Annotated in this window: 16 protein-coding genes; 11 read left to right on the top strand and 5 right to left on the bottom strand. The window is 63.5% G+C overall.

What is annotated here, in order from left to right; genetic code table 11:
• The first annotated feature begins 318 nt into the window (after positions 1 to 318).
• The 6 genes from fadB (at position 319) to CAF70_RS15145 (ending at position 7,729) form a co-directional block, all read left to right on the top strand.
• Positions 319 to 2,466, top strand: a complete 2,148-nt coding sequence (fadB, locus tag CAF70_RS15120) for a fatty acid oxidation complex subunit alpha FadB (protein WP_085625512.1) — start codon at positions 319 to 321, stop codon at positions 2,464 to 2,466.
• A gap of 31 nt (positions 2,467 to 2,497) precedes the next feature.
• Complete coding sequence (fadA, locus tag CAF70_RS15125) at positions 2,498 to 3,673, top strand: acetyl-CoA C-acyltransferase FadA (RefSeq protein WP_013971712.1); 1,176 nt, start codon at positions 2,498 to 2,500, stop codon at positions 3,671 to 3,673.
• Positions 3,674 to 3,750: 77 nt separating this feature from the next.
• Positions 3,751 to 4,002 (top strand): DUF1653 domain-containing protein, encoded by a 252-nt coding sequence (locus tag CAF70_RS15130; protein WP_023661154.1) that lies wholly within the window; start codon positions 3,751 to 3,753, stop codon positions 4,000 to 4,002.
• Between the two features lie 100 nt (positions 4,003 to 4,102).
• A complete protein-coding gene (gene topA / locus CAF70_RS15135) occupies positions 4,103 to 6,712 on the top strand; it encodes a type I DNA topoisomerase (RefSeq protein WP_085625513.1) in 2,610 nt (869 codons plus the stop codon).
• 217 nt (positions 6,713 to 6,929) lie between these two features.
• A complete protein-coding gene (locus tag CAF70_RS15140; protein ID WP_085625514.1) occupies positions 6,930 to 7,445 on the top strand; it encodes a DUF6586 family protein in 516 nt (171 codons plus the stop codon).
• Between the two features lie 50 nt (positions 7,446 to 7,495).
• On the top strand, positions 7,496 to 7,729 hold the full coding sequence (locus tag CAF70_RS15145; protein ID WP_085625656.1) for a hypothetical protein: 234 nt from the start codon (positions 7,496 to 7,498) through the stop codon (positions 7,727 to 7,729).
• A gap of 50 nt (positions 7,730 to 7,779) precedes the next feature.
• On the opposite strand, the gene sulA is transcribed toward CAF70_RS15145, so the two are convergent.
• Both sulA and lexA read right to left on the bottom strand, forming a co-directional pair.
• On the bottom strand, positions 7,780 to 8,256 hold the full coding sequence (sulA, locus tag CAF70_RS15150) for an SOS-induced cell division inhibitor SulA (RefSeq protein ID WP_046615848.1): 477 nt from the start codon (positions 8,254 to 8,256) through the stop codon (positions 7,780 to 7,782).
• A gap of 13 nt (positions 8,257 to 8,269) precedes the next feature.
• Positions 8,270 to 8,878, bottom strand: coding sequence for a transcriptional repressor LexA (lexA, locus tag CAF70_RS15155; protein WP_085625515.1), 609 nt, complete (start codon positions 8,876 to 8,878; stop codon positions 8,270 to 8,272).
• A 215-nt stretch (positions 8,879 to 9,093) separates the two neighbouring features.
• On the opposite strand from lexA, the gene CAF70_RS15160 reads away from it, so the two are divergent.
• From CAF70_RS15160 to nagZ, 3 genes are read left to right on the top strand one after another with little or no spacing between them, the layout of a single operon-like run.
• Positions 9,094 to 9,807: a TetR/AcrR family transcriptional regulator gene (locus CAF70_RS15160; RefSeq protein WP_085625516.1), complete on the top strand. Its 714-nt coding sequence runs from the start codon at positions 9,094 to 9,096 to the stop codon at positions 9,805 to 9,807.
• Positions 9,808 to 9,847: 40 nt separating this feature from the next.
• Positions 9,848 to 10,372 carry a L,D-transpeptidase gene (locus CAF70_RS15165; protein WP_085625517.1) on the top strand — a complete coding sequence of 175 codons (525 nt, stop codon included), beginning with the start codon at positions 9,848 to 9,850 and terminating at the stop codon, positions 10,370 to 10,372.
• A gap of 22 nt (positions 10,373 to 10,394) precedes the next feature.
• Entirely contained in the window at positions 10,395 to 11,393 is a 999-nt protein-coding gene (nagZ, locus tag CAF70_RS15170) for a beta-N-acetylhexosaminidase (RefSeq protein ID WP_178076393.1), read from the top strand.
• A 196-nt stretch (positions 11,394 to 11,589) separates the two neighbouring features.
• Here the strand turns inward: nagZ and CAF70_RS15175 are convergent, their stop codons facing one another.
• The 3 genes from CAF70_RS15175 to mfd are packed head-to-tail and all read right to left on the bottom strand — an operon-like array spanning position 11,590 to position 18,934.
• Positions 11,590 to 14,898, bottom strand: coding sequence for a DEAD/DEAH box helicase (locus CAF70_RS15175; protein ID WP_085625519.1), 3,309 nt, complete (start codon positions 14,896 to 14,898; stop codon positions 11,590 to 11,592).
• 4 nt (positions 14,899 to 14,902) lie between these two features.
• Positions 14,903 to 15,475 (bottom strand): CsiV family protein, encoded by a 573-nt coding sequence (locus CAF70_RS15180; protein WP_085625520.1) that lies wholly within the window; start codon positions 15,473 to 15,475, stop codon positions 14,903 to 14,905.
• Positions 15,476 to 15,484: 9 nt separating this feature from the next.
• Positions 15,485 to 18,934 (bottom strand): transcription-repair coupling factor, encoded by a 3,450-nt coding sequence (gene mfd / locus CAF70_RS15185; RefSeq protein WP_085625521.1) that lies wholly within the window; start codon positions 18,932 to 18,934, stop codon positions 15,485 to 15,487.
• Between the two features lie 167 nt (positions 18,935 to 19,101).
• Between mfd and CAF70_RS15190 the strand changes: the two genes are divergently transcribed.
• Together CAF70_RS15190 and CAF70_RS15195 are read left to right on the top strand one after the other, a co-directional pair.
• The gene (locus tag CAF70_RS15190) at positions 19,102 to 20,565 is read left to right on the top strand and encodes a glyceraldehyde-3-phosphate dehydrogenase (RefSeq protein ID WP_085625522.1); all 1,464 of its coding nucleotides are present in this window, start codon (positions 19,102 to 19,104) and stop codon (positions 20,563 to 20,565) included.
• A 210-nt stretch (positions 20,566 to 20,775) separates the two neighbouring features.
• Positions 20,776 to 21,774 (top strand): FAD:protein FMN transferase, encoded by a 999-nt coding sequence (locus CAF70_RS15195; protein WP_085625523.1) that lies wholly within the window; start codon positions 20,776 to 20,778, stop codon positions 21,772 to 21,774.
• The last annotated feature ends 37 nt before the right edge of the window (positions 21,775 to 21,811 follow it).

Consider the following 21,811-nt stretch of genomic DNA (forward strand, 5'->3'; position numbering starts at 1 on the left):
CTCCTGCGGCTCATGGTCAATCGCCTACATGAATGGCCAGCGATCACCGTCATCATGTTTAGTACCTGGACGCTACAAAATGACCGGAAAGTCGATTTTTCACCGTGCTTGCGAGCATTTGACAATGCCGATCTTTTCGGAGAATGTGTGCACACCCAAATCAAACGGGCGTATGAATTGAGCGTTTGTATGTCATGACGCCAAGCCATACTTCCGACTAGCGCGCTGACGGGTGTGCCTGGGGCAGGGCAGTTGAACCTGCTTTTGCTGCAGCGATCGGCGTGTACAGTTCAGCTTCCATATCGTGGAGATCAGTTGATGATTTACGAAGGTAAAGCCATCACGGTTAAGGCTCTTGAAAGTGGCATCGTCGAGCTCAAGTTCGACCTCAAGGGTGAGTCCGTCAACAAGTTCAACCGCCTGACCCTGAACGAGCTGCGCCAGGCTGTCGATGCCATCCAGGCCGACGCCTCGGTCAAGGGCGTGATCGTCAGCAGTGGCAAGGACGTGTTCATCGTCGGCGCCGACATCACCGAGTTCGTCGACAACTTCAAGCTGCCCGAGGCCGAACTGGTCGCCGGCAACCTGGAAGCCAACCGCATCTTCAACGCCTTCGAAGACCTCGAAGTGCCGACCGTCGCCGCCATCAACGGCATCGCCCTGGGCGGCGGCCTGGAAATGTGCCTGGCCGCCGACTACCGGGTCATGTCCACCAGCGCCAAGATCGGCCTGCCGGAAGTCAAGCTGGGTATCTACCCGGGCTTCGGCGGTACCGTGCGCCTGCCGCGCCTGATCGGTTCGGACAACGCCATCGAATGGATCGCCGCCGGCAAGGAGAACCGCGCCGAAGACGCCCTGAAAGTGGGTGCCGTCGACGCCGTGGTTGCACCTGAACTGCTGATGGCCGGTGCCCTTGACCTGGTCAAGCGCGCCATCAGTGGTGAGCTGGACTACAAGGCCAAGCGCCAGCCCAAGCTGGAAAAGCTAAAGCTCAACGCCATCGAGCAGATGATGGCCTTCGAAACTGCCAAGGGCTTCGTCGCCGGCCAGGCCGGCCCGAACTACCCGGCCCCGGTCGAAGCCATCAAGACCATCCAGAAGGCCGCCAACTTCGGCCGTGACAAGGCTCTGGAAGTTGAAGCCGCAGGCTTCGCCAAGCTGGCCAGAACCTCGGTTGCCCAGAGCCTGATCGGCCTGTTCCTCAACGACCAGGAACTCAAGCGCAAGGCCAAGGCGCATGATGAAATCGCCCATGACGTGAAGCAGGCTGCCGTGCTCGGCGCCGGCATCATGGGTGGCGGCATCGCCTACCAGTCGGCGGTCAAGGGCACCCCGATCCTGATGAAGGACATCCGCGAGGAAGCCATCCAGCTGGGCCTGAACGAGGCCTCCAAGCTGCTCGGCAACCGCGTCGAGAAGGGCCGCCTGACCCCGGCCAAGATGGCCGAGGCACTCAACGCCATTCGCCCGACCCTGTCCTATGGCGATTTCGCCAATGTCGACATCGTCGTCGAGGCCGTGGTCGAGAACCCGAAAGTCAAGCAGGCCGTGCTGGCCGAAGTGGAAAGCCAGGTGAAGGACGATGCGATCCTCGCTTCCAACACCTCGACCATTTCCATCAACCTGCTGGCCAAGGCGCTCAAACGCCCGGAAAACTTCGTTGGCATGCACTTCTTCAACCCGGTGCACATGATGCCGCTGGTGGAAGTGATCCGTGGCGAAAAGTCCAGTGAGGTGGCGGTCGCTACCACCGTGGCCTTCGCCAAGAAAATGGGCAAGAACCCGATCGTGGTCAACGATTGCCCGGGCTTCCTGGTCAACCGCGTGCTGTTCCCGTACTTCGGCGGCTTCGCCAAGCTTGTCAGCGCCGGTGTCGATTTCGTGCGTATCGACAAGGTCATGGAAAAGTTCGGCTGGCCGATGGGCCCGGCGTACCTGATGGACGTGGTCGGCATCGACACCGGCCACCATGGCCGCGACGTGATGGCCGAAGGCTTCCCGGACCGCATGAAGGACGAGCGCCGCTCGGCCGTTGACGCACTGTACGAGGCCAACCGCCTGGGCCAGAAGAACGGCAAGGGCTTCTACGCCTACGAAACCGACAAGCGCGGCAAACCGAAGAAGGTCGCCGACGCCAGCGTGCTCGACGTGCTCAAGCCGATCGTCTTCGAGCAGCGTGAAGTCAGCGACGAGGACATCATCAACTGGATGATGATCCCGCTGTGCCTGGAGACTGTGCGCTGCCTGGAAGACGGCATCGTCGAAACCGCTGCCGAAGCCGACATGGGTCTGGTCTACGGCATTGGCTTCCCTCCCTTCCGCGGTGGTGCGCTGCGTTACATCGACTCGATCGGTGTGGCCGAATTCGTTGCCTTGGCCGATCAGTACGCTGACCTGGGGCCGCTGTACCACCCGACCGCCAAGCTGCGTGAAATGGCCAAGAACGGCCAGCGCTTCTTCAACTGAGCGGTCAACGAGCTAGAGCGAGAGATTTGATATGAGCCTGAATCCAAGAGACGTGGTGATTGTCGACTTCGGTCGCACGCCGATGGGCCGCTCCAAGGGTGGCATGCACCGCAATACCCGCGCCGAAGACATGTCGGCGCACCTGATCAGCAAGCTGCTGGAACGTAACGACAAGGTCGACCCGAAAGAAGTCGAGGACGTGATCTGGGGCTGCGTCAACCAGACTCTCGAACAGGGCTGGAACATCGCCCGCATGGCCTCGCTGATGACCCAGATCCCGCATACCTCCGCGGCGCAGACTGTCAGCCGCCTGTGCGGCTCGTCGATGAGTGCCCTGCACACCGCCGCCCAGGCGATCATGACCGGCAACGGTGATGTGTTCGTGGTCGGTGGCGTGGAGCACATGGGCCACGTCAGCATGATGCATGGCGTCGACCCCAACCCGCACCTGTCCTTGCATGCCGCCAAGGCTTCCGGGATGATGGGCCTGACCGCGGAAATGCTTGGCAAGATGCACGGCATTACCCGTGAGCAGCAGGACCTGTTCGGCCTGCGTTCGCACCAGCTGGCCCACAAGGCCACGGTCGAAGGCAAGTTCAAGGACGAAATCATCCCGATGCAGGGCTATGACGAGAACGGCTTCCTGAAGGTGTTCGATTTCGACGAAACCATTCGCCCGGAAACCACTCTCGAGGGCCTGGCATCGCTGAAGCCGGCGTTCAACCCGAAAGGCGGTACCGTCACTGCCGGTACCTCGTCGCAGATCACCGACGGTGCATCGTGCATGATCGTCATGTCCGGCCAGCGTGCCATGGACCTGGGTATCCAGCCGTTGGCGGTCATCCGTTCCATGGCGGTGGCCGGTGTCGACCCGGCGATCATGGGCTACGGCCCGGTGCCGTCGACCCAGAAGGCCCTCAAGCGTGCCGGCCTGACCATGGCCGACATCGACTTCATCGAGCTCAACGAAGCCTTTGCCGCACAGGCCCTGCCAGTGCTGAAGGACCTGAAAGTGCTCGACAAGATGGATGAGAAGGTTAACCTGCACGGCGGCGCCATTGCCTTGGGCCACCCGTTCGGTTGCTCTGGGGCACGGATTTCCGGCACCCTGCTCAACGTCATGAAGCAGAATGGCGGCACCCTGGGGGTGGCGACCATGTGCGTCGGCCTCGGCCAAGGTATCACCACTGTCTTCGAACGCGTCTGATCGCGTAGCGGGACAGCGACCGGGGCCTTGTGCCCCGGTTTTGTTTTTTTCAGGTTTTATTCAAGAGGGTGGGCAACATGCAGATACAACCAGGCGTGTACCGGCATTACAAAGGGCCTGAGTACCGTGTCTTCAGTGTTGCGCGGCATTCCGAGAGCGAAGAGTGGATGGTGTTCTACCAATGCCTGTATGGTGATTACAGCTTCTGGGTACGACCACTTTCGATGTTCCAGGAGTCCGTCGAGGTTGACGGCGAGCAGGTGCCACGCTTTGCTTTGGTCAAGGCCGAAGAGGGGCTGCCCGGGCTGCTGGGCAAGTCGCACGAGTGAACGTCCGAACTTGACCTCAAACTTTTGCCACTATATATAGCGGTGCCGCGTCTGGCACCTGACGCGTTTTTTATCTTCAGATTCAGGAATACTCCGATCCATGGGCAAATCGCTGGTCATTGTGGAATCCCCGGCCAAGGCCAAGACCATCAACAAGTACCTGGGCAACCAGTACGTGGTGAAGTCGAGTATCGGCCATATCCGAGACCTCCCCACCAGCGGTTCGGCCAGCGCCAGCAAAGAGCCAGCCGCCAAGCGTGGCAAGGCCGCGGGTGAGGCTCCGGCCCTGTCGCCGAAAGAAAAGGCCCGCCGCCAGCTGGTGGCACGCATGGGCGTCGACCCCGATCACGGCTGGAAGGCCAAGTACGAGATCCTGCCTGGCAAGGAAAAGGTGATCGAAGAGCTGCGTCGCCTGGCCAAGGATGCCGACACCATCTATCTCGCAACCGACTTGGACCGCGAAGGGGAAGCCATCGCCTGGCACCTGCGCGAGGCCATCGGCGGCGACGACACCCGCTACAAGCGTGTGGTGTTCAACGAAATCACCAAGAAGGCCATTCAGGATGCCTTCTCGCAGCCAGGCGAGCTGGATATCGACCGGGTCAACGCCCAGCAGGCGCGACGCTTCCTCGACCGCGTGGTCGGCTACATGGTTTCGCCGCTGCTGTGGGCCAAGATCGCCCGTGGCCTGTCCGCCGGCCGTGTACAGTCGGTGGCGGTGAAGCTGGTGGTGGAGCGCGAGCGCGAAATCCGGGCGTTCATCCCGGAAGAATACTGGGAAATCCACGCCGACCTCGGCACCGCCAAGAACGCCAAGGTGCGTTTCGAAGTGGCGCGCGAGAAAGGTGAGGCCTTCAAGCCGCTCAACGAAGCGCAGGCCATGGCAGCGCTCGAGAAGCTCAAGGCTTCCAGCTACAGCGTGGTCAAGCGCGAAGACCGCCCGACCAGCAGCAAGCCGTCGGCTCCGTTCATTACCTCCACCCTGCAGCAGGCAGCCAGCAACCGCCTGGGCTTCGGTGTGAAGAAAACCATGATGATGGCCCAACGCTTGTATGAAGCCGGCTACATCACCTACATGCGTACCGACTCGACCAACCTGTCGGCCGACGCCCTGGACATGGCGCGCAGCTACATCGAGCGCGAGTTCGGCAAGCAGTACCTGCCCGAAGCAGCGCTGGTGTACGGCAGCAAGGAAGGCGCCCAGGAGGCGCACGAAGCGATTCGTCCTTCCGATGTGAATACCCACCCGACCAAGCTCAGTGGCATGGAGCGCGACGCCGAGCGCCTGTACGAGCTGATCTGGCGCCAGTTCCTGGCCTGCCAGATGCCGCCGGCGCAGTACCTGTCCACCAGCGTCACCGTGGCCGCAGGCGACTTCGAGCTGCGCGCCAAGGGCCGTATCCTCAAGTTCGACGGTTACACCCGTGTGCTGCCGCAGCAGAGCAAACCGGGCGAAGACGACGTGTTGCCGGAAATGGTCCAGGGTGAAGCGCTGAAGCTGATCCAGATCGACCCGAGCCAGCATTTCACCAAGCCACCGGCACGCTTCACCGAAGCCAGCCTGGTCAAGGAAATGGAAAAGCGAGGCATCGGCCGCCCGTCGACCTATGCCGCGATCATTTCGACCATTCAGGACCGTGGTTATGTGACCCTGCACAACCGCCGCTTCTATTCCGAGAAGATGGGCGACATCGTGACCGAGCGCCTGTCCGAGAGCTTCTCCAACCTGATGGACTACGGCTTTACCGCCGACATGGAAGAGAACCTCGACGACGTGGCCCAGGGCGAGCGTGACTGGAAGAACGTGCTCGACGAGTTCTACGGCGACTTCAGCAAGAAGCTGCAGACTGCCGAATCCAGCGAAGACGGCATGCGCGCCAACCAGCCGACCATGACCAACATTCCGTGCAAGGAATGTGGCCGGCCGATGATGATCCGCACCGCCTCCACTGGCGTGTTCCTCGGTTGCTCGGGCTACAGCCTGCCGCCGAAAGAGCGCTGCAAGGCCACCGTCAACCTGGTGCCGGGCGACGAAATTGCCGCTGACGACGAGGGCGAATCGGAATCCCGCGTGTTGCTGGGCAAGCACCGCTGCCCGATCTGCGCCACGGCGATGGATGCCTACTTGCTGGACGAGAAGCACAAGCTGCACATCTGCGGTAACAACCCGGATTGCGCCGGCTACGAGATCGAGGAAGGCAATTACCGCATCAAGGGCTATGAAGGGCCGAGCCTGGAGTGCGACAAGTGCGGCAGCGAGATGCAGTTGAAGACTGGCCGCTTCGGCAAGTTCTTCGGTTGCACCAACCCGGCGTGCAAGAACACCCGCAAGCTGCTCAAGAGTGGCGAGGCGGCGCCACCGAAGATGGACAAGGTGGACATGCCGGAGCTCAAGTGCGAGAAGGTCGACGATACCTACGTGTTGCGTGATGGCGCTTCGGGGCTGTTCCTGGCCGCCAGCCAGTTCCCCAAGAACCGCGAAACCCGCGCACCGCTGGTGCTGGAGATCGTGCCGCACAAACACGAGATCGACCCGAAATACCACTTCCTGTGCGATGCGCCACAGAAGGACCCGGAAGGTCGCCCTGCGGTGATTCGCTACAGCCGCAAGACCAAGGAGCAGTATGTGCAATCCGAGGTTGATGGCAAGCCGACCGGCTGGAAGGCGTTCTACGACGGCAATGCGTGGAAGGTTGAAGACAAGCGCTGATCTGACAGCGCTGTAATTGGGGCTGCTCTGCAGCCCTTCGCGGCGGTTCGGCGCCCCGACTTGTCCGCTCCCACAGGTACAGCGTAGGCCTCGGGCTCGATGCAATTCCTGTGGGAGCGGGCAAGTCGGGGCGCCGAACCGCCGCGAAGGGGCGCAAAGCGGCCCCAATCATTTATGATGCAGCTATCCGCCTTGCAGCCTTAGGGAGGGCACTGAAATGGCCCAGGAACTCTATACCCGCACCAACCAGAAGCTGTTCTTTGCCGGCCTCGCCCTGGAATCCATGGCCAAGGCCGAACAAAGCCAGGCCATGAATGCTCAGGGCCTGGTCCAGGCCGAACGCGAGTCGGCGCTGTTCCATCTCTACGGCGCATTGTTGGGCATGTGCCATGAGATCGGTGGCTTCTACCGCCTGCCTGTCGTAGCAACGGTAGAGCAAGCGCTGGCCGACGATGCCCTGAACGGCATCGCCATCCCGGAAGTAGCTGAACTGCTGGAACTGGCGCGCCAGCGCGAAACCTGGCTGGCGCAAATGTTGGGTGCTTATGCCGATTTGTTCCGACCACCGGTCGCGAAGAAAGCAGCGAAAACCGACGTTACCCAGCCACTGATCCAGGCGGTCAATCTCGATGAGAACGAGCATCCGGCGCTGTCGCGCGCCGAGCTGGAAAGCTGGCGCAACAACCTCAAGGGCCTGGTGAGGCGTTTCCGTGACGCGTTGAGTGAGTGCTGATAGCCGCTACGGCTGGTACAATGCTGGCCTTTCGCGGAGAACTGCCATTTATGTCTACGTCGTTTCTGGAAATTGTCGAGTTGCCTGATGGCCGCATCGAACTGCGTCGCGCCGAGGATGAGGGCTCTCTGGTAACCCTGGATTTCTCGGAAGACGCCAAGGCGTTCCTGCAGGGTCAGCATGTGGAAGTGGCCAAAGCCATGCTCAGCGTGGGCGTGCAGATGGCCGGTCGCCTGATGGATGGCGAGCTTGAGCATGATGAAGGGCCACGCGTGCTGCACTGAGGTGCAGCAGGGGTATCAGGTTCCATGCAATGACAGGCAAAGCCTGAACATCAGCCAAGGCGGATGTTCAGGCTTTGTGCATTTCCGGCGCTGGCTGCACGCAGCAGTTGCTGGCGTGCAGTGGCGTTGACGTTGCCCAGCCAGCTGACCACGGTGTGGCTGCGGCCCAGGCGCAAGGCTTCGCAAGCCAGTTGAAGCGGGCTTTGATTGCCGCGAGGTTGCAGCAGCAGGATGCGTTCACGGTTAAGCCCGGCATCGCGCAGCCAGGCCTGGGTCAGGCTCGATGGTGGGGCGATCAGGGTCAGCCAGCGGGTCTCGTCCTCTTCGCTCAGCTCGCGTAGCACCGGTGCCAGCAGGCTTTGGCAGTGCCCGGGGGCTCCGCGCAGCGACAGTTCGCTGAACAGCTCGGGCTGGCTGCTCTTGCGCGCCACTTCGCTGGCTTTCAGGCCAGGCAGTACGGGCTGGGCGAGGAATGCTTCGAACAATGGCAACTGGGCTTGCTCGGGTGCGTGAATGAACTGCTGCATGACGCCTCCTGGATCAGCGGCGAATGACGCCGACGCTCAAGCCCTCGATCACCAGCTCCTGCTCTTCCAGGTCAACTTCGATGGGGGCGAATTCGGGGTTCTCGGCAAGCAGCCAGACCTTGCTGCCTTCGCGCTTGAAGCGCTTGACGGTAACTTCGTCGCCGATACGGGCCACGACGATCTGGCCGTTGCGGGCTTCGCGGCAGGTATGCACCGCCAGCAGGTCGCCATCGAAGATGCCGACGTCCTTCATGCTCATGCCGTGTACGCGCAGCAGGTAGTCGGCCTGGGGGTGGAAGAAGTCGGGGTTGATGTTGCAGGATTGCTCGATGTGCTGTTCGGCAAGGATCGGCGCACCGGCCGCAACCCGGCCGATGATCGGCAGGCCGCTTTCTTCGGCCTTGGCTTCGAGACCGGGAATGCGAATGCCACGGGAGGCGCCCGGGGTCATCTCGATCGCGCCCTTGCGGGCGAGGGCCTTGAGGTGCTCCTCGGCGGCGTTGGGCGACTTGAAGCCCAGCTCCTGAGCGATCTCGGCGCGCGTCGGCGGGAAGCCGTTGTCTTCCAGGCAGCGCTTGATGAACGCGAGAATTTCGGCTTGGCGTGGCGTCAGTTTCAACATGATGAGCGCTCTGTCTTTTTGTACAGTGACTGGGATTATATACAGTACTGGATGCGCTGCAAGCCAAAACCTGTAATAAACAGCAGGAATGGCGCTTGCAGCCGCCCGTCTGGCGCTTTTAAATGGCGACCGACCGGTCACCGAGCCTTGACAGAAGCAGGGCTGAAACGTATGTTTCAAACACCTGTTTGTCTGGCGGAGTAGTCGGAGTAGTCATGGCCCAATCGGAAACCGTTGAACGCATTCTCGATGCTGCCGAGCAGCTGTTCGCGGAAAGGGGGTTCGCAGAAACCTCGTTGCGGCTGATTACCAGCAAGGCCGGGGTCAACCTGGCGGCGGTCAACTATCACTTCGGTTCCAAGAAGGCTCTGATCCAGGCAGTGTTCTCGCGCTTCCTCGGGCCATTCTGCGCCAGCCTCGAGCGTGAGCTGGAGCGGCGCCAGGCCAAGCCGGAGCAAAAGCCCAGCCTCGAAGAGCTGCTGGAAATGCTGGTCGAGCAGGCTTTGGTCGTGCAGCCGCGCAGCAACAACGACCTGTCGATCTTCATGCGCCTGCTGGGCCTGGCCTTCAGCCAGAGCCAGGGCCACCTGCGGCGCTACCTGGAAGACATGTACGGCAAGGTGTTCCGCCGCTACATGCTGCTGGTCAACGAGGCCGCACCGCGCATCCCGCCGCTGGAGCTGTTCTGGCGCGTGCACTTCATGCTTGGTGCCGCCGCCTTCAGCATGTCCGGCATCAAGGCCCTGCGTGCGATTGCCGAGACCGATTTCGGCATCAACACCTCGATCGAGCAGGTAATGCGCCTGATGGTGCCGTTCCTGGCTGCGGGCATGCGTGCCGATAGCGGTGTTACCGACGACGCCATGGCCGCCGCACAATTGCGCCCGCGTACCAAGACCAGCGCAAGCGCGACCACCGTCAAGGCCTGAAGGCTGGGCGGGGCAGGGCGCTTCGGCTAAGCTAGCGCCCATGCCTGACCTCGACTTCCTGCACATTTCCCTCGCCGACCAACGCCTCTATGGTTTTGCCCAGGGCCAGCTGCGCGTGCGCCTGCCGGTTTCCACGGCGCGCAACGGCGCCGGCGAGCGCAACGGCTCGGGTTGCACGCCATGTGGCTTGCACCAGGTGCGGGCGAAGATCGGCGCGGGTTTGCCGCTGAATGCGGTATTGGCCGGGCGACGCTGGACCGGCGAGGTGTGGTCGCCGGCCATGCATGCGCAATACCCCGGCCGGGACTGGATCCTCACCCGCATCCTCTGGCTCAGTGGCTGTGAGCCGGGTGTCAACCGCCTGGGCGCGGTCGATACCTTCCGCCGCTATATCTACTTGCACGGCACCCCGGATACGGAACCCATGGGCGTAGCGCTGTCCCATGGTTGCATACGCCTGCGCAATACCGATTTGCTAAGCCTGTTCGAGCAGGTGCCGGCCCATTGCCCGGTACGCATCGAGCAGGCCGCATGCCCCCAGTGGGCTTCTCTCAGTCTTCAATGAAGGATTAACCATGACTGTCAGCCTGCAAGGCTCCCTGATGGTGGATATCGCCGGTAAATGGCTGACCGCCGAAGACCGTCACCTGTTGCGCCAGCCTGAAGTGGCCGGCTTGATCATCTTTGCCCGCAACATCGACAGCCCGCGCCAGGTGCGTGAGCTGTGCGCGTCGATCCGCGCCATCCGCCCCGACCTGATCCTGGCGGTGGACCAGGAGGGCGGCCGCGTGCAGCGCCTGCGCCAGGGTTTTGTGCGCCTGCCGGCCATGCGTGCTCTGGCCGACAATGACAACGCCGAGTACCTGGCCGAGCAGTGCGGTTGGCTGATGGCGACCGAGGTGCTGGCGGTTGGCCTGGACCTCAGCTTTGCCCCGGTACTCGACCTGGACCACCAGCGCAGCGCCGTGGTGGGCAGCCGCGCCTTCGAAGGTGACCCGCTGCGCGCCACGCACCTGGCCGGGGCGTTCATCCGTGGCATGAATGCGGCGGGCATGGCGGCCTGTGGCAAACACTTCCCGGGGCATGGCTGGGCCGAGGCGGACTCGCATGTGGCCATCCCCACCGATGAGCGCAGCCTCGAACAGCTGCGCCAGGCCGACCTGGTGCCGTTCACCCGCCTGAGCGGGCAATTGGCAGCAGTGATGCCGGCGCATGTCATCTATCCGCAGGTCGACAACCAGCCGGCTGGTTTCTCGCGCCGTTGGCTGCAGGACATCTTGCGTGGTGAGCTGGGCTTTGACGGGGTGATCTTCAGTGATGACCTGTCGATGGCCGGTGCACATGTCGTCGGGGATGCGGCCAGCCGGATCGAAGCGGCGTTGAGCGCTGGCTGTGACATGGGCCTGGTCTGCAACGACCGGGCGGCGGCGGAGCTGGCGCTGAGTGCGGCGCAGCGGATGAAGGTAAAGCCGTCGCCACGGATTGCGCGGATGCGTGGGCAAGGGTTTGCGCGGACGGATTATCGCCAGCAGCCACGGTGGCTGGAGGCGTTGGGGGCGTTGCGGGAGGCGCAGCTGGTCGATTGACCGCGTCGACCTTTTCGCGGGCATGCCCGCTCCCACAGGTGCAGCGCTGGTTTCGAAATTAGTGTTGTACCTGTGCCGGCCTCTTCGCGGGTAAACCCGCTCCCACAGGTACGGCACCGCCCTTGAGGGCACTGATATCCCTGTGGGAGCGGGCGTGCCCGCGAAGAGGCCGGTACAGGCAGCGAAGGCTTCCGGGTTACCGCCCGCGCTTCCCGGGCAGCGGTGCAAACAGCGCTTCGATCTCTTCATCCCCCAGCCGCCATTGCCCGGCCTGCCCGCCATCGAGCAGGCTCGCCGCAAGCGCCGCCTTCTCCTGCTGCAACAGCTGGATCTTCTCCTCCACCGTCCCCCGGGTGATCAGCTTGAACACGAACACCGGCTTGTCCTGGCCAATGCGGTAGGCGCGGTCGGTGGCCTGGTTTTCGCTGGCCGGGTTCCACCAAGGGTCGAAGTGGATCACCGTGTCTGCGGCTGTCAGGTTCAAGCCCACGCCGCCCGCCTTGAGGCTGATCAGGAACACTTCGCTGTCACCCTGCTGGAACTGCTGCACGGGCGTGCGCCGGTCGCGGGTGTCGCCGGTCAGCAGGCTGTAGCGGATCTTGCGTTTCTCCAGCTCCTGCTCGATCAACGCCAGCATCGAGGTGAACTGCGAGAACAACAGCACCCGGCGCCCTTCGCTGAGCAGCTCTTCGAGCATTTCCAGCAGCGCGCCCAGTTTGCCCTTGTCAGCCTGGTTGCCTTTGCTTTCCACCCCTTTGACCAGGCGCAGGTCGCAGCACACCTGGCGCAGCTTGAGCAGGGCGTCGAGGATGACGATCTGGCTGCGCGCGGCGCCATTGCGGGCGATTTCGTCGCGGACTTTCTTGTCCATGGCCACCCGCACGGCCTCGTAGGTGTCACGCTGGGCATCGCTAAGCTCGACCCAGTGCACCATCTCGGTCTTGGCCGGCAGCTCGGTGGCCACCTGCTCCTTGGTGCGGCGCAGCAGGAACGGGCGGATGCGGCCGGCCAGGTGGGCCATGCGCTCGCTGTCGCCGTGGCGCTCGATCGGTGTGCGGTAGTCCTGGTTGAAGCGCTTCAGGTCACCCAGCCAGCCAGGCATGAGGAAGTGGAAAATCGACCACAGCTCGCCCAGGTTGTTTTCCATTGGCGTGCCGGTCAGGCAGACGCGCTGATTGGCCCGCAGTTCGTAGACGGCGAGGGCGGCCTTGCTGGTGCTGCTCTTGATGTTCTGCGCCTCGTCCAGCACCAGCACATGCCAAGGCTGGGCGCGCAGGTGCTCGAGGTCGCGCGGCACCAGGGCATAGGTGGTGAGGACCAGGTCGTATTCGTGCAGTTTGGTGAAATGCTTGCTGCGCCCCGGTCCCTGCAGGGCCAGTACGCGCAGCCCTGGGGTGAAGCGCTGGGCTTCGTCCAGCCAGTTGGGCACCAGGCTGGTCGGCATCACCGCCAGGGCCGGTGCGCTGAGGCGCCCGGACTGTTTCTCCAGCAGCAGGTGCGCCAGGGCCTGGAGGGTCTTGCCCAGGCCCATGTCGTCGCCAAGGATGCCGCCGGTGCCCATCTCGCGCAGCGCTTGCAGCCAGTTCAGGCCTTGCTGTTGGTAGGGGCGCAGGCTGGCCTGCAGCCCGGCGGGCGGTTCCACCTGCAGGTCACGGGCATCGCGCAGGCGGCGGCCCAGGTCGCGTACGTGCCCGCCGCCCTCCCAGTGCAGGGGCAGGTCTTCGATTTCGTTCAGGCGTGCGGCATCGGCACGGTCCAGGCGCAGCGCCGGGCCTGCGGCGTTTTCGTGCAGGTACAACTCGCCCAAGGTGCCCATTACCGCCTTGATTCGGCCGTAGGGCAGGGCGACGCGTAACGCCGGAGCGTCCAGGCGCCCGCGGTTGAGGTCGATCAGCAGGTGCTCTTCGTCACTGCGCCGGGCCAGTTCGCTGGGGCGCAGCAGTTCCGGGTTGCTGCGCAGCAGTTGCAGCACGATCGGCAGCAGGCTGTGGCGCTGGCCATCGACCACGATGCCCAGTTCCAGGTCGAACCATTCATGGCCGGGCGCTTCGTCGATGGTGGCGTACCAGTCGTCCACCTCCTGCAGGTTGAAGGCGAAGTCACGGTGGATGTCGATGTGCCAACCGGCTTCGCGCAGGCGCGGCAGGCCCTCGCGGGCAAAGCGCAGCCAGGCTTCGTCATCGGGCAGCTGGAGCATTTCGCCGGCGCTGTCAGGCAATGCCTTGCTCTGCCGGGTGGCGGCCTTGAAGCCGAGGTCGCGCAGCACCTTGCGCAGTGCCTGCTCGGCCTGGGGTTGGCGGTGGATGCGCTGGCAGGTGTCGCCGACCAGGCGGGTCAGCGGCTTGTCGTCGCTGCCGCTGGTGCGCAGGCCGTCGTAATCGAATGCCAGTGCGGCACGGTGTTGCATCTGCCGTTGCATGCGGCCGGTCTTGGGCATGTAGGCGCTGAACTCGAGACTGCCCAGGGTCAAGTACGGGCTGGGCTGCAGGTCGTCAATGAGTTGTTCGTCCAGTGTGGTCGGCGTAGGAAGTTGGTGGTTCAAGGCGTTGAGCTTGTGGCTGAGGGGCACGACAAGATGTTCCGGAACGTCAGGAGCGATGGTCAGTTGCAGGGCAATATGCGGATCGAGGCTGTGCTCGAGCTTGCCCACCACGCTGCCGGTGTAATCGAAATAGTAAAGGGGCAGCAGCGCAATCACGCAGTTCAGCGGCGTTTCACCGTGGTACCAGATGCCCCGATAGTGACCATTGTCCAGCCGTACCCAGCGGAACTCGGCCGCAAGCGTAGGGCCCTCGCGAAGCAGGGGCTTGTTTTCGTCACAGAGCATGCGGCCGGTATCCAGTGCGCGCTGGAACAGCTCACCGCCTTCCCGACCTTTGAGCTGGTAGCCGCGGTCCTGGCTGCCGGCCTGATTGAGTGCCGAGAGCAGGCGCAAGATGCGAATATCGTCTTCCTTGACGAAGCGCGGGGGTTCGTAAAGGAAATCGTAGAGTGACTGCACACGGCTATAGCGCAGCCCCTGGTCTTCGCGTGTGCCTTTGCGTACCCGCAGCGCGCAGCCGGGCTCGTCGGTCAGCATGAGTTGGTAGCAAACCATGCGCCCGCGTTTGTCTTGGGTTTCGGCAGGCTCCTGCGCAGGCTGTTCGAGACCTTTCAGCCAGCGCTGCAGGTTGGCCGGCAGTGCGTCACCGTCACTTTTCGCCGTTGCCTGTTGTTCGCTCAGGACAAACAGCGCGGCGGCGCAATGCTTGCAGTTTTGCCCCACGGGGCAACTGCACTGGCCGCGTACATGGCAGCGGCCAGCCAGGGCGGTGAGGGTGATCTTCTGCCGATAAGTGCTGCCCTCGCTGCCACGACAGCTGGCTTCGATGAGCGCGCCGGTGCAGTATTCGATCTTTACCCGGTCTTCCCGGGCATAACGCTCGCCGCGTTGCAGGACCGGGCCGGTGAACGACTGGGTCCAGTTCGGGTACTCGCGCAGCAACTGGAGAGCGTCACGGCTCATTGCATCACTGCTCCATCATCTCCGGGTCCATCACCGGCATTTTCGGCGTGCCCGGTGGCGTCACCTTCAGCAGCACGGCCAGGTGCCCGCCGTCGAGGAAGGTCAGCTGGCCGCCCTTGACGTTGCTGTTGCTCTGCTTGAACTGTTCGCTTTGCAGCACGCTGCCATTGCCGTCCAGCTGGTTGACCCAGAAGTTGGCTTCGACCGCGATGAAGCGGCCCTCGGCGATGCTGAGGTTGCCTTCGATGGGGAAATGGCCGAACTGCTCGGCGCCTTCGCCCAGGGCGATGCGGCTAGGCTCGCTGCCCACTTGCTGCTGCCAGGCCTTGTGCAGCAGCACGGTGTAGTCGGCGGTGGCTTCCAGGCGGGTGGCTTCGTCTTCCAGCGCCAGACGGCGCTCGGCGTCCTTTGCCAGGCGTGGAGCGCCGGCGCTCCAGTCTTCAGGGGCGAACGGGCTGGTAAAGGCGGGCACGCTGTTCTGCCGCACCAGAATCATTTCTACCTGATACAGGCCTTCGGCGAAGGCGGCCGGGGCGAACAGCGCCAGCAGCAGGGTCAGGCAACGGATGGCACGCATGGATCTTCCTTAGGCAGGCTGTGGGGTCAGGCGCTCGAACAGCGCCTCCAGGGTATTGAAGCGTTCGTCGGGGCGTTCCATCGGCACCAGGAAGCGGAACTGGGTGGCGCCTTCGAACTTGTAGCGCTTGGGCTGGCCCTGGATCAGCTTGATCAGGGTCAGTGGATCGACCGGGGTCTCGGCCTCGAACTCGAGCTTGCCGCCGTTGGGGCCGGCGTCGACTTTCTTGATGCCGAGCTTTTCCGCGTGCAGCTTGAGCGAGGTCAGGCGCATCAGGTTCTTGGTCGGCTCGGGCAGCAGGCCGAAACGGTCGATCATCTCCACCTGCAGGTCCTTGAGGCCTTCTTCGTCGGCGGCCGAGGCAATGCGCTTGTACAGGATCAACCGCGCATGCACGTCGGGCAGATAGTCCTCTGGGATCAGTGCCGGCAGGCGCAGGTTGATTTCCGGGCCGCCGCCCAGCGGCTGCTCAAGGTTCGGCTGGGTGCCTTTGCGGATCGCCTTGACCGCGCGTTCGAGCATTTCCATGTACAGGGTAAAGCCCACCGCCTGGATCTGCCCGCTCTGGCCTTCGCCCAGCAGCTCGCCGGCGCCGCGAATCTCCAGGTCGTTGGTGGCCAACACGAAGCCGGCACCGAGGTCCTGGGTGTTGGCGATTGCCTCCAGGCGCTTTTCGGCGTCGGCGCTGACCTTCTGCCGGGTTGGCGTCAGCAGGTAGGCGTAGGCCTGGTGGTGGCTACGGCCAACCCGGCCGCGCAGCTGGTGCAGCTGGGCCAGGCCGAACTTGTCGGCGCGCTCGATGACGATGGTGTTGGCGCTGGGCACGTCGATGCCGGTTTCGATGATGGTCGAGGCCACCAGCACGTTGAAGCGCTTGTGGTAGAAGTCGCTCATCACCTGTTCCAGTTCGCGCTCGCGCATCTGCCCGTGGCCGATGCCGATGCGCGCCTCGGGCACCAGTTCGGCAAGGTCGGCGGCGCATTTCTCGATGGTTTTCACATCGTTGTGCAGGTAGTACACCTGGCCACCGCGCAGCAGCTCCCGCAGCAGCGCCTCCTTGACCGTGCTCTTGTTCTGCTCCATGACGAAGGTGCGTACCGACAGGCGGCGTGCCGGCGGCGTGGCGATGATCGACAGGTCGCGCATGCCAGCCACCGCCATGTTCAGCGTACGCGGGATCGGCGTGGCGGTGAGGGTGAGGATGTCCACCTCGCTGCGCAGGGCCTTGAGCTGTTCCTTCTGGCGTACGCCAAAGCGGTGCTCTTCGTCGATGATGGCCAGCCCCAGGTCCTTGAAGCGTACATCGTCCTGCAGCAGCTTGTGGGTGCCGATGAGGATGTCGATCTTGCCTTCGGCAAGGTCTGCGGCGGCGGCGGCCACTTCCTTGGCCGACTTGAAGCGGCTCATCACTTCCACGGTCACAGGCCAGTCGGCGAAGCGGTCGCGGAAGCTGTTGTAGTGCTGCTGGGCGAGCAGGGTGGTAGGCACCAGCACGGCCACCTGGCGGCCGCTGTGTACGGCGATGAACGCTGCGCGCATGGCCACTTCGGTCTTGCCGAAGCCGACGTCGCCGCATACCAGGCGGTCCATCGGTTTGGGTGCCAGCATGTCGGCGCGCACCGCTTCGATGGCCGCTTGCTGGTCCGGGGTTTCCTCGAACGGGAAGCCGGCGCTGAAGGTGGCATAGTCGGCGGACGGGTCGGCAAAGGCATAGCCCTTTCGTGCGGCGCGGCGGGCATAGATGTCGAGCAGTTCGGCAGCCACGTCGCGTACCTGTTCGGCAGCCTTGCGCTTGGCCTTCTGCCAGGCTTCCGAGCCCAGCCGGTGCAACGGTGCCAGGGCATCGTCGCTGCCGGTGTAGCGGGCGATCAGGTGCAGGTTGGCTACCGGCACGTACAGTTTGGCGCCCTCGGCATATTCCAGGGTAAGGAATTCGGCGGCCTGGCCGTCGATTTCCAGGGTGGCCAGGCCCAGGTAGCGGCCCACGCCATGGTCGATATGCACTACCGGCGCGCCTTCGCGCAGCTCGGTCAGGTTCTTGATCACCGCGTCGTTGGCGGTTTCGCCACGCTTGTCGCGGCGCCGACGCTGCATGACCCGCTGGCCGAACAGCGGGCTTTCGGCGATCAGGGCAATACCTGGCTCGTCCAGCAGCAGGCCCTCGTCCAGTGGGGCGATGGTGATTGCCAGGCGCTCGCTGCCGGTGATGAAGTCGGCCCAGCCGTCGACGGTGTGCGGGCGCAGTTTCAGTCGATCGAGCAGCTCCAGCAGCACCTCGCGGCGGCCCGCCGATTCGGCGGTGAACAGCACCCGGCCGGGGAACTGGTCGAGGAAGTTGGCCAGTTCGGCCAAGGGCTGGCTGGCCTTGGCCTCGATTGCCAGGTTGGGCAGGGTGCGTGCCGGGAAGCGTTCGCGCCCCACGCCCGGGTCGAGGTCTTCGCTGCTGACCACTACCCGTGGCCATTGCTTAAGCCGGGCAAAACAGTCTTCCACGGGCAGGAACAGCTCGGCCGGCGGCAACAGCGGCCGGCTCAGGTCGCCACGGCGGTCTTCATACCGCCCGCGCACGTCGTTCCAGAAGTGTTCGGCGGCCTGTTCCACGCCGGGCAGCGAGAACACCTGGGTGTCGGCCGGCAGGTAGTCGAACAGGGTCGAGGTTTCTTCGAAGAACAACGGCAGGTAGTACTCGATGCCGGCGGGGATGATGCCGCTGGCCAGGTCCTGGAAGATCGCGCTGCGGCGGAAGTCGACGTCGAAGCGTTCGCGAAAGCGCGCCTTGAAGCGGGTCACTTCTTCTTTCTGCATCGGGAATTCGCGCGCCGGCAGCAGGCGCACCGAATCCACCTTGTCGATCGAGCGCTGGGTCTCGGGGTCGAAGGTACGCAGTGTTTCGATCTCGTCATCGAACAGGTCGATGCGGTAGGGCAGCTTGCTGCCCATCGGAAACAGGTCGATCAACGCGCCGCGTACGGCGAACTCGCCATGCTCGTAGACCGTGTCGACGCAGCGGTAGCCGCTGGCCTCCAGGCGCAGGCGCATCTGCTCCACGTCGATGGTCTGGCCCACGTCCAGCACCAGGCTGCTGCCCAACAGGAAACGGGTCGGCGCCAGGCGGTGCAGGGCGGTGGTGACCGGCACCACGAGGATGCCGTGGCTCAGCTCTGGCAGGCGGTAGAGGCTGGCGATGCGCTGGGAAATGATGTCCTGGTGCGGCGAGAACAGGTCGTAGGGCAGGGTTTCCCAATCGGGGAACGGCAGCACCGGCAGGTCCGGGGCAAAGAAGCGAAGTTCCTGTTCCAGACGATCGGCACCCTGGCTGTCGGCAGTCAGCAGCAGAGTGAAGCGGCCCGCGCTGCTGGCGGCCTCGGCGATGGCCAGGCTGAGGGCGGCACCGGGTAGATTGCCCCAGGTTTGTTTGCCGGCCGTGGCCGACATTTGCGGTAGGCGCAGAACTGACACGGGAGATTGCACTCCAAGCGTTGCGGCAAAGAGAGTGATTGTACCGGTGACGGTGCCGGCTGTCAGGCTCGAAAGGGCATGAACGCTGGCTTGCATGGCCGCGACAGGCGCTCATTGCCCGTAACGCATTGGGGCGTCATAATGTAGCCCCTTTTTTCTGTCCCTACATGTGGAAGGTTCCCGTGACTCAGAAGCCCGACCAGTGTCTTGGTGAGTGGATCGATCGTGAAGCCCTAGCTGAAGCGATGATCCCGCTTATCGGTCAGCTCTACCGCAACAACAACGTGGTGAGCTCGATTTATGGCCGTAGCCTGATCAACCGTTCGGTTATCTCGATCCTCAAGGCGCACCGCTTTGCGCGTCATCGTCAAGCCGACGAAACCGAACTGTCCGTCCACGAGACATTCCCCCTGCTCAAGGCCATGAGCGAGCTGAAACTGGGCGCCGCTTCGGTCGACCTGGGCAAGCTGGCCAACAAGTTCAAGCAGGAAGGCAATGGCCGTACTGCCGAGCAGTTCGTCCGTGAAGAACTGGCCGAGGTGGTTGGCCAGCAGAACGCTTCGGCGCGCAAAGGCACCGACGTTGTCCTGTACGGCTTCGGCCGCATCGGCCGCCTGCTGGCGCGCATCCTGATCGAGAAGACCGGTGGTGGCGACGGCCTGCGCCTGCGCGCCATCGTCGTGCGCAAGGGCGCCGAGAACGACCTGGTCAAACGTGCCAGCCTGCTGCGCCGTGACTCGGTGCACGGCCCGTTCGATGGCACCATCACCATCGACGAAGCCAACAACACCATCACCGCCAATGGCAACCTGATCCAGGTTATCTACGCCAAGAGCCCGAGCGAAGTCGACTACACCCAGTACGGCATCGACAACGCGCTGATCGTCGACAACACCGGCGTATGGCGTGATGCCGACGGCCTGGGCCAGCACCTGGCCTGCCCGGGCGCTGCCCGCGTGATCCTCACCGCACCTGGCAAGGGCGCGCTGAAGAACATCGTGCACGGCATCAACCACGGTGACATCGCTGCCGATGACAAGATCATTTCGGCCGCTTCCTGCACCACCAACGCCATCGTGCCGGTGCTCAAGGCCATCAACGACCAGTACGGCATCGTCAATGGCCACGTCGAAACCGTTCACTCGTTCACCAACGACCAGAACCTGATCGACAACTTCCACAAGGGCAGCCGCCGTGGCCGTGCCGCGCCGCTGAACATGGTCATCACCGAAACCGGCGCCGCCACCGCTGCCGCCAAGGCACTGCCAGTGCTGAAGGGCAAGCTGACCGGCAACGCCATTCGCGTTCCGACGCCGAACGTTTCGATGGCCATCCTCAACCTGAACCTCGAGAAGGCCACCAGCCGCGACGAGATCAACGAGTACCTGCGCCAGACCGCCATGCACTCGGAGCTGCACAAGCAGATCGATTACGTCAGCTCGCAGGAAGTGGTTTCGACCGACTTCGTCGGTTCCCGCCACGCCGGTGTTGTCGATGCCGAAGCCACCATCTGCAACGACAACCGCGTTGTTCTGTACGTCTGGTACGACAACGAATTCGGTTACAGCTGCCAGGTGGTTCGCGTGATGGAAGAGATGGCCGGTGTGAACCCGCCAGCGTTTCCACGCTGATACGCTTGTAAGGCAATGAAAAAACGGGAACCTTCGGGTTCCCGTTTTTTTTCGCCTGATCACCCGATCAGGCTTCTACTGTGTCTGTACTGGCCCTTTCGCGGGCATGCCCGCTCCCACAGGGATATCACTGTCCCTGGCAGCAGTGATGCCTCTGTGGGAGCGGGCGTGCCCGCGAAAGGGCCGGTGCAGACAATCGAGATCTCGATATTGCGCGTATTACTTTGCTTCTTGCTCATGCTGCTCACCGCCTGCGACCAGGGCCCCACCCTGGAGCGCCTGGGTGGCCCGACCATGGGCAGCAGTTACAGCATCCAGTACGTCCGTGAGCCCGGCGGCCCGGCGCCGGAGCAGGTGCAAGCAGCGGTCGAAACCATCCTGCATGACATCGACCAGCACTACTCGACCTACCGCGGCGACTCCACCGTCAGCCTGTTCAACCAGTTGCCCGCCAACCAGTGCCTGGCCCTGCCGCCCGACATGCTCGAACTGGTCAGCCTCGGCCTGCACCTGGCCGAGCAGAGCGATGGCGCTTTCGATCTCACCGTCGAGCCCTTGCTCGACCTGTGGGGCTTCGGTCCCCAGGCCCGTCACGAGCAGGTGCCCGACCCGTTGGCCCTGGCCCGGGTGCGCCAGCGCGTGGGTTACCGGCACTTGCACATCAAGGGCCAGGCCCTGTGCAAGGACGCCCCGGTGCAGCTCGACTTCAACAGTATCGCCGCCGGCCATGCCGTCGACCTGGTCGCCGCGCGCCTGCAGGCCATGGGCGTGGCCAGCTTTGTCGCCGAAGCCACCGGCGAGCTCAAGGCCGTCGGCCGCAAGCCCGATGGCAGCCCTTGGCGCATCGCCCTGGAGCTGCCCCGCGAAGACCGCCAGATCGCTCGCCATATCATTGCGGTCAATGGCCTTTCAGTATCGACCTCGGGTGACTATCGGCACTATTTCGAGCAGAATGGCCGGCGCTATTCGCACACCTTCGATGCCCGCCTCGGGCGCCCGGTGCAGCACGACCTGGCCGCGGTCACCGTGCTCGATGCCTCGGCGCTGCAGGCCGACGGTTATTCGACGCTGCTGTTGATCCTCGGCCCGGAACGGGGCTGGGATTTTGCCGTGGCGCATGGCCTGGCCGCGGTATTGGTGACTCGGGCCGAGGGTGGCTTCGTCTCCCGAGCTACGCCCGCATTCGAACGGGCAGTGAAAGGCGAGTGAAAGCGCAAGCAGGGATGATCGCCGCCAGGGAATGGTT

The sequence above is a fragment of the Pseudomonas sp. B19(2017) genome, from assembly GCF_002113165.1.
In the GTDB taxonomy this organism is placed as follows: Bacteria; Pseudomonadota; Gammaproteobacteria; order Pseudomonadales; family Pseudomonadaceae; genus Aquipseudomonas.

Bases quoted from the DNA above. Each gene is read 5' to 3' on its own strand.
- fadB (WP_085625512.1), top strand. From the start codon at position 319: ATGATTTACGAAGGTAAAGCCATCACGGTTAAGGCTCTTGAAAGTGGC.
- fadA (WP_013971712.1), top strand. From the start codon at position 2,498: ATGAGCCTGAATCCAAGAGACGTGGTGATTGTCGACTTCGGTCGCACG.
- CAF70_RS15130 (WP_023661154.1), top strand. From the start codon at position 3,751: ATGCAGATACAACCAGGCGTGTACCGGCATTACAAAGGGCCTGAGTAC.
- topA (WP_085625513.1), top strand. From the start codon at position 4,103: ATGGGCAAATCGCTGGTCATTGTGGAATCCCCGGCCAAGGCCAAGACC.
- CAF70_RS15140 (WP_085625514.1), top strand. From the start codon at position 6,930: ATGGCCCAGGAACTCTATACCCGCACCAACCAGAAGCTGTTCTTTGCC.
- CAF70_RS15145 (WP_085625656.1), top strand. From the start codon at position 7,496: ATGTCTACGTCGTTTCTGGAAATTGTCGAGTTGCCTGATGGCCGCATC.
- sulA (WP_046615848.1), bottom strand. From the start codon at position 8,256: ATGCAGCAGTTCATTCACGCACCCGAGCAAGCCCAGTTGCCATTGTTC.
- lexA (WP_085625515.1), bottom strand. From the start codon at position 8,878: ATGTTGAAACTGACGCCACGCCAAGCCGAAATTCTCGCGTTCATCAAG.
- CAF70_RS15160 (WP_085625516.1), top strand. From the start codon at position 9,094: ATGGCCCAATCGGAAACCGTTGAACGCATTCTCGATGCTGCCGAGCAG.
- CAF70_RS15165 (WP_085625517.1), top strand. From the start codon at position 9,848: ATGCCTGACCTCGACTTCCTGCACATTTCCCTCGCCGACCAACGCCTC.
- CAF70_RS15175 (WP_085625519.1), bottom strand. From the start codon at position 14,898: ATGAGCCGTGACGCTCTCCAGTTGCTGCGCGAGTACCCGAACTGGACC.
- CAF70_RS15180 (WP_085625520.1), bottom strand. From the start codon at position 15,475: ATGCGTGCCATCCGTTGCCTGACCCTGCTGCTGGCGCTGTTCGCCCCG.
- CAF70_RS15190 (WP_085625522.1), top strand. From the start codon at position 19,102: ATGTGGAAGGTTCCCGTGACTCAGAAGCCCGACCAGTGTCTTGGTGAG.